Below are 13,736 nucleotides of genomic sequence, written 5' to 3' on the forward strand. Positions count from 1 at the left end.
GCCGCTGTCTCGCGGAGGTTAGCGGCACTAAGGGAATCTGCCTCAGTTGGCTGATGAGCATGGTTTTATCCGATTTTCAGACTAATCCGCGATACGTGTGTCTTGTGTGGGGTTATCCATAACTGGCGGTCAGTTGGATCTTCGTGTTTTGTGGATAAGTGCAACAGTGTGTATCAGAACCTACACCTGTCGTCTGAAAACTTATAGAAGTAGATCACACTCTTAATTAGCAGAGAATTTTGCTACGTTCTGCTATGGGATGTCACTACACTGTCTGTGGTATGCCCAAACGGCATACATCCCCCACACAGTGCTTCGCCAAAGGAATAGTATTCATGGCCCCCGACAGCAGTCCATCTTCTGCAACTAAGATCGCCACGATTGCTCTTGCAAGTTCAGCCTTATCTGCGCAAGTTGTCGTTCCTGCCCATGCATATGACACGTCAACGACATCAGAAACCTCCCCCGATCTACAGTGCACACGGGTGACTACCGCCGATACGCCCTCCGGAACCCCTTCAGCGCAGGATATTCACGAGGCAGAACAGAACGTGGCTCGAGCCGAACAGACTCTGCAGGGCGCAATCGAAGAACATGATTCTGCCGCACAACAGACGAATGAGTATGAGAACGCCCTGATACTGAGCCAAGCTGAGCTTTCTCTCGCTGAGCGGGAACGTAACGAAGCGCAGCAAAATCTGAGTGAGCAGATTACTCGCGAACAGAGTCTGGTTGACCAAGCCTACAACAATGCCCGTATCGACAATGAACGGGAAATAGCTGACCTCGCTCTCGCCCGCAGCGAGCTCAATACACTTCAGGAAGAACGCGAACATGCTCACGAGGAGTACATTCGTGCCAGCGAGGAACTCGTTGCGAAGAGAACCGCTGTGGAAGCGGCAAGTGCGCCAGCAGATCGCGAAACCGGCAACGAGTTGCCGACGAGTAATGCACTGAACGCTCGTATTGATACGTTAAACGAGCAGATCGTAGACCTCGATCGGATCATTGAGCGGGTATCTACTGAACGTGATGAGATCCAGCGCCGCCACACTGAGCTTGCGGCACAGGTGGTGGCAACTGCGGAGGAGGAATCTGCCGCTCAAGACCGCGTGACCCAGGCGACTGAGAATCTCGTGGCTGCGCAGCAAGCTCTCCAGACAGCAGAAGAGAATCTCATGATGCGCCGTGAGGATCTTGCGCGTGCCACTCAAGAGGCTGGCCCCGACTCAGAGGCTGTCCGCCAAGCACGTAATAACTTGGCGGAAGCAGAAAATGAACGTGCTCAAACTTCCATAGCCTTGGAATCGCTCACACAAGAACTTGCCGAACGGCAACACGACGTCCAGCAGGCTCAAGAGAGCCTGGACGCACGCAATTCTGAGGTCGTCGAGACAGAACGTGCGCTGTCGGAACTGAATGACCAGATCGGTGCCCTAGAGGAAGAAATTCAAGCAGCTAACCGCGCCCGCCAGGAACGACAGGCAGAGTTAGCTGAAGTCACTAAACAACTTGAACAGTTGCGCACTCTCCTGGTTGCTGAGGAAAGCAAAGAAAACATCCCTACTTTCGATGTCTCTGACGTCGTTAGTCGTGAGATCTTGACCCACGGCCTTGCTTTATTCCGCGATAACGGGGGTAATATTGAACGACTTGCGGAATTGGCAAGTGCTCCACGCGATCTGAACAATTACTTTTTGCGGTCTTCCCTACCTGACGGGCGTGAGCTGTCGATGCCTGTCACCTCGATCGAAGAAAACACTCAGGGAGATAACCCTACATTCACCGTGCACGCCACCGTCCCCGGCGGTTTTTCGCACATTCCGACGGTGACCTTGTCGGTTCCTAAGAGCGACCCGCAAGCCCCTACGGTGTATCGCACTTTTGCTTCTTTGGTGGAGGCGATGAACGCAACCCCCGACGGAACTTTTCGTGTCGGTGCGGACCTCCAAGTTGATTCCACTGATGTTGCTCACGGCCAGGCGTATGTAACAGTGCCCTTTACGGGTGCCTTGGATGGTCAGGGGCACTCGATCAGTGGCCTGATCAAGCCGCTATTTAGTGTTTTAACGAACGGCGCTCAGGTCAAGAACTTGGCGTTTGCGAGCGTGCATATTGACTCATCAGACGATAATGCAGCCGCTTTGGCTCAACGTGCTGAAGGTCAGAATACTCATGTACGACACGTGCGTGTTCAAGGCCGTATTGAAGGTCAAAAGTTTGTAGGAGCCATTGTTGCTGAGGCCCAGAATGCCACCTTCGAATCGGTGTTTTTTGACGGGCAGCTATATTCCAATTGGCGTCGCGAGGGTGGTGCCTCTGGCGGTTTGATAGGCGCGATGTCGGGCGGGACGGTGAGAAACTCTGCCGCCCAGGTGACCATCGAAACCTTCTTCCGCAGGCCCAATAACGCGATCGGCGGGCTGGTAGGTCGCCTGACCGATGGTGCGGTTCTATCAAACTCGTATGTTGGCGGGACTCTCGGGAAGCGCCGAAATAACGGGATGGCTGGGGGTATTGTCGGTTCGCTTCGTTCTGAGAATGGTAACCATGGCGCGGTGGACTCTATCGTGTCGGGTATGGCGGTCACTGGTGGGAATCTCGGGCACGGTGACAACCTCAATGTTCCGATGCGCAATATTACCTACATTGACGGAGAAGCCAGTGGCACCCCTGATGCTCACCACGCTGGCACTCAGGTCAGCGTCACTCAAGGGCAGGCAGCCTACGAGGCGTTGAACCTCACCCACCATGTGCGTCCTCAGTCCGCCCAGAACCAAAGCGTGGGGGTGGTCACTACCTCCGGGGTGGATGCTTCGCCGAATCGGTACTCTACAGTGGCTGAGGCTCGTGTCGAACGCTTTCAGGCGTACAGAAACTACGCGCTGCTTATGCCCCTTGCCTCACCTCAAATGATTGTCCATGCGGCGAACATGCTGGAGGATTCTGACCCGTTAGTGACCAAGACCCTGCGTTCGGCACTGCCGACTATTGGCGGGCAGATCGCTTTCGCTCCAATTGATGCTGCTCAGACGGTTGACGGGGTGTTTTTGCATTACTCAGACCACAGTGTTGAGCGCCGCGTAGTGCGTCCACAGGATAAGGCATCCGCTGCAAACGCTTCGTCATCACGCAGCGGTCAGACTGGGCGCCTTGACCGTGGGGCATTTGTTGTATACCAGATGGCCGGCGGCTTGCCGTATGCTCCAGTTCGTCTTGCGACGCCTTCTCAGGCACTTGTGGCACAGATGAGTCAAGAGCTGGCGGCTGTTGAGTTTGACGACATTGACATGTCGACGCTGGTTGACGCGGCGAAGTGGCGAACCACACTGAGTACGAAGCAAGGTTCCGAAACCGAACGTAAGGATGCCGCATCCGCTGAACTTCGTGGCTTGCTTTACCTTCGGAACGCTTTCAACCAACAGCGTGATTCCTTGAATGCTGTGCTTGAGAAGATCATTGCCCAAGAGCGTACAACCGCAACAGCGCCAGGCAGTGAAGAGGCACTCAAACGCAAGATCCTGACAACAAGGAAGCTTTCCTGTTGGGTCTTGCGTACGTGAATAAGTGGTACAACATTGACTTCGGAGCGGTGAATCTGCGCGATCTGTTGGTCTTCCGTCAAGACTTTTACGGTTCACGCAAGAGTCCCATTGATTGGCTCATCGAACTGGGTAAGGACTACTATCACTTAGACCCGCAAAAGAACACGGAAACGCTAGTCAAATACGTGTCTCCGTACGCGCGTCACGTTGATGTCGTTGAATTGCTCGAATCGACACGTCAACAGTTCACGACCACACGGGATTTCGACGAATGGTTCCGTGGGACGACAAAGGCTCACGTGGTAGAGACCCCTTCACTGGAACTGCCTGACCATGATGTACGAGCGTCAGAGCGTTTCAAGCGCACGAAATACAAGGCAGCTTTACTGCCGGTGTTGACCGTACGAGAGAATGATATTTTCATTATGGTTCACATGACTAGTGTGACAATGGGGTCTTTTGAGCGCTACTACGATAAGCGTCATCTCTCGGCCGAGCAGCGTGCAGGGAAGATAGAGGAAATAAAGCGACGCATTCAGTACTATGCGCAGCGATACCGCGACTACTACGATATGTGGTATCGCGTGTCGTCAGATAAGGCGAAACGCCATCTGCTGAATGACATTCCTGCGTGGGATGGCTACGGCACCGCAGCGGGATGGTCGGCCCAGTATGGATCGTCAGCTATTCGTTCGGTGGAGGATTTCTTTGGCCCGATCGGCAAGTGGTACCAAGCTTCCCCAGTCGGCGCATATTCCAGTGGTGATGCGACGTTTATGGTTCACACGAAGTCGCTCGAACCATACGGCATAACGATTTTCACCCACGAGATGGTGCATAATCTGGATCGTTTTGTCTTCCTTGGCGGGGAAGGGCGACGAATCTACGTGCTGCCTGAAATGTACCCGGTGTCACTGCTGCAAAATCCCACAACCCGTTCTAGCGGGGCCTTCGGCTTCAATCAGTCCGCCGATTTCAGTAACCACAATGGTTGGTATTTGCATAACGCCCACCCCGACCGTTTCCAGACGATGACGGATATGGACCAGTATTTCAAGGGGTACTTCAATGCGATTTATCTGTTGGATCTTGCAGAGGCTGAGGCGATGATCGGGCAGAGTCCTGAAGCACTGTCAAAGATGCTGATGAAGTTAGGGAATCATGTGACTCAGGGAGTTACCGTGAACTCTTACGATGCACTTTCGGCTCAGGACATTGCGGATATGCGTTTGGCATCGATTAATGACATGATTGACCACTCGTTGATGATGCGCCGCGTGAATGCGCCAACTAACGGTCCGATAGAACGAAATGGCTACCCAAATGTCACGATCCTTGACCCAATCTATGGCACGGGAGAGTCTTCTGTTGGCACGACGGGCGAGACGGCGTTTAGACGTAACGCCTTGGAACTGTGGGCCGCGAAGGGATTTGAGGAAGGGTTTGTCCCCTACACCTCATCACGCTTGCTAGGCGAGGCGCGACGCGAGGGGGCTGGCGATATGCCAGACACGTTCATCATGCCTAAGATTTTTGCCTCCGATCCGTATTCCACGTTAAAGGACTATCGTAAGCAGGCGTATGCGATGATTCGGCAACGTGCCACCACGCATTTACAACCGATTACAGTCTCCTTTGATGGAATCCAGGAGACCTATACAACCCTTGAGGAGCTAGCAACTCGTTTCAGGGAGTTGATGGCGGAGGATATTGCTCACAGCCGCCAGGGATCAACCAGGTCAAAAGTCTATCGCTTCAAGGGGGAGGTGTTCAGTCAACTCATGCGGCAAACACAGGAGTTTAAGTCCTCAATGTTTACTGATGATGTTGACCAGCTGCTGCCATGGACAATGCTGCGCAAACCAGAGGCTACGGTGCGTGTCCCGCTTCCTGCTCTTGAACGCCCATCTCTGGACCGTTCACAGGAAAAGTTTGCAGTACCGCCGACCGCTTCACTTGATGAAGCTATGATGACGGAACTACGGCGGCAGGTAACAGACGCTGAGACTCAGGTGCGGCACGCGCAGGAAGCATTCCGTGCTGCGGATTCTGAGCTCTTGGATAATCAGGAGACCTTGAAGACTTTTCAGCTGCGTCGTGACAACCGCAATGAAGCGCTGACGAGTGCCCGGCAGGCCATGGCTCGTGCAGAGGCCGAGGCCAGGAAGGCTGTTGACGCCCTAGGATTCAGCCGTGATCGGAAGATTGCCAGCGAAGCGCAAATTCAGCAACTCGATAGTCACATTGAGCATCTGCTTTCCGCTCTCGCTACATTGAGGCAGCGCGTCGCTGTTCACCAAAGCGCGTTCGATCATGCCCAACAGCTCCGTCAGGAACGTTCCGCCGAGGTTGAGCAAATGTTCCGTCGATTTTCCGAGGCCCAGGAAGAGTTTGCGGCTGCTGAGGCGTCGCTCAAGAATGCTCAGCAAAGCCTGACAGATACGCTGGCACAGCTGCGCGCAGTGGAGGCCCGTATCCTTCAGGACTCAACGCAGCGTGAGGATCGTGATCGCGAGGTGCTACGTTTGCAGTCGTTGCGCGCATTGATGCTCGCTTTTGAGGCCGCCAAGCAGCTCAGTGATGCGGCAGATCTTGGCCACGCCTCCGTGCTTGATCGTCTCACTCGGGCTGAGCAGACGACTGAACGCGCTCAGACGCGCGTTGAAGAATTGGCAGCAACTGTATCTCGCCTTCAGGAACGTCAACGTCACCTTGCTGGGCTGACAGTAGATGCCTTGTTGATAGGATCGCAAACGGAAGAAGCACCTCAGATCGTAGAGGGACTTCAGGAGCTGCGTAGAAGAATTGCCCTAGTCCAGGATGCATTGAGGCGTTATGAAGATGCACAACAGGACATTAGTCGACACTCTGCAGCGCTTGCAGCACTACAACAGGACCGGGAGAACGCACAGGTTGCCCTCATGCAAGCGCGCGTAGATTTGGATCGCCTTAAGACGACACTGAGTGAACAAAATGGGGGTGATGAGTATTCCTGTGTGCCGCGTGTTGCTCCGTATCTGCCATACTTACCTAGCTATGAGATCGAAGTGCTACCTGGTAACGCTCCCGTAGTTGAGTCTTTGCCGACCTATGAGATTGGCTCTGTGTCAGAGCCTGAAACGATTGTCCCCTCTTCACCTCAAGCAGACAGCGCAGAGCACACAACACATGATCTGGTTCCTTACGGAACCTCTATCGAGAGTACTTTCGAGCATCAGCCGAACGCTCAGTCAGCACAGAATAATCCTGTGACATTGGCGCGTACAGGGGGCGGGACCGCTATGCTGGGAACGATCTCGGCCATCGGAGCCGCGCTCGGTATTGCTGCTTTGCGAGGCCGTCGCCGCCGTGAGTAACAGCGCGGGCTTCACCTTCGTATCGCGGCCTGCTGGCACCGCGCGTACCTGCAGACCGTGCTACGAAGGTTGTTGCTTTTTGGTGGAGTACTCCGCATAGTTGGGGGATGAACACTCCCTATATCGCGCTCTCGGGAATACTGAGCTGTAAGGATGAGCGCGAACTTGGCCTCGTCCAGGCCTTTCTTCCTGCGCATATTGAGTTCACTCGCGCTGAGGAAGGGTGCATCTCCTTCGAGGTCACTCAAGATAGCGTCAATCCTTTGATTTGGCACGTCAATGAGCTTTTTGATTCCCAAGCTTCCTTTGATGCACACCAGCGGCGGACTCTCGCTAGTGAGTGGGGCGCACAGACTGCCCACATCAAGCGCGAGTACATTGTGAGTGAAATAGCGGCTCAGGAGAATGCTAGGGAATACGGGAGAAAGGAACAAATTCAGTAGGTGAAGGGTGGAGTGCCCATCAACAACATAAACTGCGAAATAAAAGGATCGTAGGGTTGAAGGCTCAGTCTTGAACCTTCAACCCTACGATCACAGTCGGGGACACCCCCGACGCGTCAATGATCATGCGCGTCAGTAAAGCGCAGTCAAAATAAGCCTTTCGGCCTCGTCAGGCGATCGGGGTAGCCTCAATCTTCCACACCTCACGGGCGTAGTCGCCAATCGTGCGGTCGGAGGAGAAGCGACCCGAACGGGTGATATTGACCCACGCCATACGAGCCCACGCGCGCGCGTCAGCGTAGTCGGCTGCCATCGCGTCCTTGGTCTCACGGTAGGCGGCGAAATCACCCAGTACGTAGTACACGTCGGCCGGATCGTAGCCTGCCTCAAGCAGGCTCCAGCGCAGGTCGTGGAACCAGCCCGAACCATTGTCGGACAGCGTCCCATCGACAAGGGCGTCGAGGACGCGCTTGAGGCCGGGAACATTCTCGTAGTGCCAGCGAGGATCGTAGGTGCGACGCAGCTCAGGCAGTTCTTCTTCCTTCGCGCCGAAGATGTAGGCGTTCTCATCACCCACAGCGTCCAGGATTTCCACGTTCGCGCCATCGAGGGTGCCCAGGGTAAGGGCGCCGTTCATCATGAACTTCATATTCGAGGTGCCCGATGCTTCCTTACCGGCAGTCGAGATCTGCTCAGAAACGTCGGCTGCAGGAATGATGTGCTCGGCGGGGGAGACGTTGTAGTTGTGGACGAAGACCACCTTGATGCGGTCATTGACCTCTTCATCGTTGTTCACAAGCTCCGCAATTGCGTTGATGAGCTTGATGATTGCCTTGGCGCGGATGTAGCCAGGGGCTGCCTTGGCGCCGAAGATGAAGACACGAGGGGCAACGTCCAGAGCGGGGTTGTCCTTGATGCGGAAGTAGAGGTCAAGGACGTAGAAAGCGTTGAGAAGCTGGCGCTTGTATTCGTGCAGGCGCTTGATCTGAACGTCGAAGATGGCGTCGGGGTTGATCTCAATGCCTTCGCGTTCCAGGATCCATGCTGCGAAGTCAACCTTGTTGGCATGCTTGATGTCCGCAAGGCGCTTGTAGACGGATTCATCTACGGAATCGGTGAAGTCAGCCAGGACGGACAGATCGCGCACCCAGGCGTCAGAGCCGGTGACTTCATCAAGAAGCTCGGCCAAGCGGGGGTTGCACTGCTTGAGCCAACGGCGGGGGGTCACACCATTGGTCTTGTTGTTGAAGCGCTCGGGCCACAGGGCGTGCCATTCCTTAAGGGTTTCACGCTTGATGATCTCGGTGTGCAGGGCTGCCACGCCGTTGATGGAGTAGGAGGCGTAGCAGGCAATCCATGCCATACGTACGGTGTTGCCGCACAGGGGTGCCATGTAGTCGATGGTGCCCTGGTCAAGACCGCGCTCGTTCATGTCGAGGCGGAAGCGGCGGTCGATTTCACGCACGATCTCAGCAATGCGGGGGAAGAGGCGATCAAAGATCGTCATATCCCAGGTTTCAAGGGCTTCAGCAAGCACCGTGTGGTTGGTGTAGGCGAAGGTTGTGGTGATGATCTCCCAGGATTCTTCCCAACCCATCTCGAACTCATCGAGGAAAATACGCATGAGTTCGGGGATGGCGAGCACCGGGTGGGTGTCGTTGAGCTGGATGGAGTTGTAGGTCGCAAACTTGGACATGTCGGTGCCGTGGTGAGCGACGTAGTTCTCCACGATGTCCTGAAGCGAGGCCGAGCAGAAGAAGTACTGCTGGCGGACGCGCAGAACCTTGCCTTCGAAGGTGGTGTCATTGGGGTAGAGAACGCGGGAAATATCCATGGTGCGTTCGCGGTCAATGATGGCGTCAGTGAAGCGCTGGGAATTGAAGGCGTCGTAGTCGAACTCTTCGATGGGTTCTGCCTTCCACAGACGCAGGGTGTTGACATTCTTGGTGCCGTAGCCGGTGATCGCCATGTCGTAGGGAATGGCGCGAACCTTCAGGTCAGCGTAGGAAACGATGCGCTGTTGTTCTTCGCGGCGGATAACGAAGGGGTAGCCCTCTTCCATCCAGGGATCAGGGTGCTCGGTCTGGAAGCCGTTGGAGAAGAGCTGCTTGAACAGGCCGTAACGGTAGAGGATGCCGTAGCCGGTGACGGGCAGGTCCATGGTGGCGCAGGAGTCGAGGAAGCAGGCTGCCAGGCGGCCCAGGCCACCATTGCCGAGGGCGGCGTCCGGTTCTTCTTCGAGGATGACGGACAGGTCTTGGCCGTGAGCGGCGAGTGCCTTGCGGGCTTCCTCAACCAGACCGAGGTTCGAGAGGTTGTTCAGGAGGGCGCGGCCCATGAGGAACTCGGCGGAGAAGTAATGTTCCATGCGGCCAGCTTTGTAGGTGCGATCGGTTTCGCTCCAGGCATCGGCGAGCTGGTCAACGACGGCTGCGGACAGGCCCTGCCAGATCTCCATAGGGGTGGAATCGGCGACAGGGCGGCCAGAGCCGGCGCGCACCTGCGATGAAAAGGTTTCAGTCAGGTCGTGGGTCATTCTTCTTTCCTTGCTTGTGAAATCAGCGTGAAAGCCGATGAAACAACATTCGTTAGTTTACATGCACACCATCGCGGGGGACAGTGCAGGGCGTGGCGTAGCTCTGCGACGAGGCGAAGCTGAAGGACTTCGCTTTGAGATTCCTTGGTAAAAGTAATTCCAGCCCGTTAAAGTGAAGGGTATTGTCAGGGCTGAAATATGCTCCCACATCGAGGAAAAGGTAGCGCTAGTGCTCAACGAATATCTTGAAGCTGTCAGCGGCATCATGTACACCTACGTACTCATTGCCATTCTCATTGGCGCCGGAGTCTACTTCTTCATCCGTACCAAGGCGCTGCCCTTGACGCTCCTTGTGGACTCGATTCGAGTCGTGGGAGAAAAACCTCACGACGAAGAATCCATCTCTTCCTTCCGAGCGCTCATGCTCTCCACCGCATCACGAGTGGGCGTCGGCAACATCGCAGGAGTGGCATCCGCAATCGCCCTCGGCGGTGCCGGCTCGGTCTTTTGGATGTGGGTTATCGCATTCTTCGGCGCAGCATCCGCATTCGTTGAATCAACGCTCGCACAGATCTACAAGCGTCGTTCCGCAGGAGGACACTCCTACGGCGGTCCCGCGTACTACATTGAGCAAGGTCTCAGGTTGCCGTGGCTGGGATACATTTTTGCTCTAGCCCTCATTGCCACCTACGTCGGCGGCTTCAACCTCGTGGCCTCCTTCACCGTGAAGGACACCTTCAGCACCTACTCCTTCTTCTCCGAGGACGTCACCCCCTACATTGTTGGTGGCGTATTAGCCCTCCTCGTGCTCGGCTCTATCTGGGGTGGCATTAAGCGACTCTCCTCAGTGACAGCCTTCCTCGTTCCCCTCATGGCACTTATTTACATCGCCTTGTGCCTAGTGCTCATCGTCGTGAACATCACCGCAATCCCCGCCGTCTTCGCTGAAATCTTCCGTTCTGCCTTTGACTTCGAAGCAATCTTTGGTGGATTCGTCGGTTCTGCCCTCATGCTCGGTATTAAACGAGGCCTTTACTCCAACGAAGCTGGCGTCGGTTCGGCTCCCAACGCTGCGGCCTCGGCATCCGTTTCTCACCCCGTAAAGCAGGGGCTGGTGCAGATGCTCTCCGTCTGGATCGACACCATGGTTATCTGTACGGCCACCGCACTGGCAGTCCTCTCCAGCGGTGTGCAAGGCGGCGAAGACCTCAAGGCATCTCCACTGGTTCAGGCGGCCTGGCAGACGGTTTACGGCGATGCGGGCCAGCACCTCGTGACCCTCGCCCTGTGCCTTTTCGCCTTCACGACGCTGATTGGTAACTACTTCTACGCAGAAGCAAACCTTCAATTCGTCCTCCGTCGTGAACCCACCATGATCGACCTGCTTATTTTCCGCGTGGCCTCGGCCGTTATCGTATTCTTCGGTGCCACCGCAGAGTTCTCCGTTGCGTGGAATACCGCTGACATCCTCATGGGCCTGATGGTGCTGATCAACATTCCGACAATCCTGATCCTCAGTGAAAAGGCAATGCGCGCCCTTGATGACTACCGCAAGCAACGCCGTGACGGCAAGGATCCGGTCTATGTTGCCGCAGTCAACGGTGTCTCCGACCAGCTCGACTACTGGAAGTGAGACTGGGACGGCGCGCTGAGAACTGTTGAGTGCAGCCGCCCAATGAATATCACGATCCCCCGCAGGTGCGCCTTGCAAGAGGCGAGGGTACCTGCGGGGGCTTTTCTCAGGCTTGGGCCTGCGGGCTGGGCCGCTTGTGCCCACTCGCCTTCGCTCCGCTCCAGCTCCTATGCCCAACCACGCGGCGCCTTCACAGATTTACACACGGCGTTGCAGTTTCCACACCGCATAACCCCCAAAAACTACAACGCCGCTCCCATAGGACAGGGGAACACACGGGCATCCCAGCCTCAAGCGAACACGGCCGCAACCCTCGCCCCACAACGGCTCTACCCGGCCAGACCCAACCGCGCCGTCGCCCTCGTCAAACACCCCCAAAACGGTGCCTTGATGTCATACCGGTGGCGTGTGCGTCACCGGTGGGTCGACAAGCCGCCGCTATGTATGACGATGTTGGGACCCTTCTATGGGGCACACTCCAACTCCTGCGCAGACTCCACTTGATGGGGGAGTGGCACCGTGCGGAGCCTGGCTGCAGGGGTCAGTGCCATGGCAACCCCTGCCGTCAAGGACAAGGCAATGAAGAGGACGGTCGTGGGCACAATACCCAGGTAATCAGCCGCCCAACCCGCCAGCAAGGCACCCACTGGCATAGCGCCCCACACAGCGAAGCGGAAAGTGGCATTGACTCGCCCAAGGAGCGGCCTCGGGCACAGGGACTGCCGCAAGCTCATCTGCGTAATGTTGTAGAGGGTGCTGAAGAAGGCCATGACAACATTGGCGACAATAAAAACTGCAAGTGCATAATCACCTGCATAGGGGGCAATCGCTAAACCGATAGCGGCGGCAGAGCCGATGGTATAGCACCAGACAATGGTGCGGCCAACGCCCAGACGAGTCACGACACGCGAGTGAAGAAACGCTCCCGCGATGCCTCCCAGGGCACCAATAGCAAGCAAGGTTCCTAACGCAGAGGGTGAAACGCCAAGAATCCTCAGGGCAATAACAGGGGTAAGGACAAATACTCCCTGAGTGGTCAGTGATGCCCATGCAATAGAGAGAAAAAGTGGTCCAAGAAGAGGCTCGGAGCGGACGAAAGCAATGCCCTCACGAATCTGTGAGAATAAGCCTCCATCTGTTGGACGCTCAGAGGGAGGTTCCTCCACCGGGATCCGGGCGATAGTGATAGCAGAGAGCGCATAGGTCAACGATGCGGCGAGAAACGACAAAGGGATACTGACCAGCCCCATCAGCCAGCCAGCAATACCAGGACCTGCAATGCGCGTGACCTGAAACGATGCCTCTAAACGTCCATTTGCTGCACTGATCTGGTCAACAGCAACAAGACGAGGGATTAAGGACTGGCTGGCCACATCAAAAAAGACCGATGACACGCCAACCAAAGCCGAAACGATAATTAGCTGCAGCACATCTAAGACCCCAACAAGCCACGCCACAGGAATCCAGGCGAGCGCTAATGTGCGGGCAACGTTGGCCACCACCATTGTTGGCTTCTTGCGCCAACGATCCACCCACGCTCCAGCAGGGAGGCCAAGAAAAAGGAACGCTGCGAGCTGGGCGGCATTTACGACACCGATTTCAGCATTCGACGCCTGCAAGACACTAATCGCTGTTGTCGAGGTCACTAGCGTCGCAACTTGGAAACCCAAGAAGCCCGCTGTTTGCCCCCACCACAATCGGCGGAATGCAGCATTGTGTGATAACTGAGGATAAGCAGCCACGAAAGTCCAGCATACTGCGTTGCAATGCTAATCCTATGGAGGAGTTCTTGACCCTCACCCACAAAAAGGCTCCCTTCCTTAGACCATGAAAGGGGTGGGAAGGGAGCTCAATTCTTTGAGACGATCTGGAGGGGATCAGTGCTCTCCGTGCTCGTCGTAGTGGGAGCCGTGAAGGGCATGTCGGTGTCCATCATGGATGTAGTCAACATGGTCGCCGTGCTCAACAGCCTCATGACCACAGTCTTTACCATGGGTGTGTTCTTCGACGCTGTGTTCAGCAACGGTGCCGTGCTCATCGTAGTGGTCACCATGAAGGGCGTGGTGGTGCTTGCCGTGGATGTAGTCGACGTGGTCACCGTGCTGGACTGCTTCGTGTCCACAGTTTTCGCCGTGCTCGTGCTCAGCGATGGTGTGTTCTGCGTGCTGATCGGTCATGGTGTTCTCCTTAGACAAGTGATGGCTAATGAGGAAAGTATCCCCC

At 55.7% G+C, this 13,736-nt stretch carries 7 protein-coding genes; 4 read left to right on the forward strand and 3 right to left on the reverse strand.

All coding sequences use genetic code 11. The annotated features are described in order from the left end of the window. Positions 1-485: 485 nt before the first annotated feature. The 3 genes from HWX48_RS01925 to HWX48_RS01935 all read left to right on the forward strand — a co-directional run bounded on the left by HWX48_RS01925 (position 486) and on the right by HWX48_RS01935 (position 7,344). Positions 486-3,563 carry a ZmpA/ZmpB/ZmpC family metallo-endopeptidase-related protein gene (locus HWX48_RS01925; protein WP_175954097.1) on the forward strand — a complete coding sequence of 1,026 codons (3,078 nt, stop codon included), beginning with the start codon at positions 486-488 and terminating at the stop codon, positions 3,561-3,563. Continuing rightward, positions 3,560-6,901, forward strand: a complete 3,342-nt coding sequence (locus HWX48_RS01930) for a ZmpA/ZmpB/ZmpC family metallo-endopeptidase (RefSeq protein WP_175954099.1) — start codon at positions 3,560-3,562, stop codon at positions 6,899-6,901. Before HWX48_RS01925 ends, HWX48_RS01930 begins: the two co-directional genes overlap by 4 nt. 107 nt (positions 6,902-7,008) lie before the next feature. Next, a complete protein-coding gene (locus tag HWX48_RS01935; RefSeq protein ID WP_175954101.1) occupies positions 7,009-7,344 on the forward strand; it encodes a putative quinol monooxygenase in 336 nt (111 codons plus the stop codon). 169 nt (positions 7,345-7,513) lie between these two features. On the opposite strand, the gene HWX48_RS01940 is transcribed toward HWX48_RS01935, so the two are convergent. Continuing rightward, entirely contained in the window at positions 7,514-9,880 is a 2,367-nt protein-coding gene (locus HWX48_RS01940) for a glycogen/starch/alpha-glucan phosphorylase (protein ID WP_175954103.1), read from the reverse strand. A gap of 265 nt (positions 9,881-10,145) precedes the next feature. On the opposite strand from HWX48_RS01940, the gene HWX48_RS01945 reads away from it, so the two are divergent. After that, complete coding sequence (locus HWX48_RS01945; RefSeq protein WP_175954357.1) at positions 10,146-11,513, forward strand: sodium:alanine symporter family protein; 1,368 nt, start codon at positions 10,146-10,148, stop codon at positions 11,511-11,513. A 464-nt stretch (positions 11,514-11,977) separates the two neighbouring features. Here the strand turns inward: HWX48_RS01945 and HWX48_RS01950 are convergent, their stop codons facing one another. Together HWX48_RS01950 and HWX48_RS01955 are read right to left on the reverse strand one after the other, a co-directional pair. After that, positions 11,978-13,255: an MFS transporter gene (locus HWX48_RS01950; RefSeq protein WP_175954105.1), complete on the reverse strand. Its 1,278-nt coding sequence runs from the start codon at positions 13,253-13,255 to the stop codon at positions 11,978-11,980. Between the two features lie 135 nt (positions 13,256-13,390). Further along, entirely contained in the window at positions 13,391-13,690 is a 300-nt protein-coding gene (locus HWX48_RS01955; protein WP_175954107.1) for a hypothetical protein, read from the reverse strand. Positions 13,691-13,736: the final 46 nt, after the last annotated feature.

The organism is Schaalia sp. Marseille-Q2122 (genome assembly GCF_903645355.1).
In the GTDB taxonomy this organism is placed as follows: domain Bacteria; phylum Actinomycetota; class Actinomycetes; order Actinomycetales; family Actinomycetaceae; genus Pauljensenia.

Excerpts from the sequence above, each read along its gene's own strand:
- HWX48_RS01935 (WP_175954101.1), top strand. The coding sequence starts at position 7,009 with ATGAACACTCCCTATATCGCGCTCTCGGGAATACTGAGCTGTAAGGAT.
- HWX48_RS01940 (WP_175954103.1), bottom strand. The coding sequence starts at position 9,880 with ATGACCCACGACCTGACTGAAACCTTTTCATCGCAGGTGCGCGCCGGC.
- HWX48_RS01945 (WP_175954357.1), top strand. The coding sequence starts at position 10,146 with ATGTACACCTACGTACTCATTGCCATTCTCATTGGCGCCGGAGTCTAC.
- HWX48_RS01955 (WP_175954107.1), bottom strand. The coding sequence starts at position 13,690 with ATGACCGATCAGCACGCAGAACACACCATCGCTGAGCACGAGCACGGC.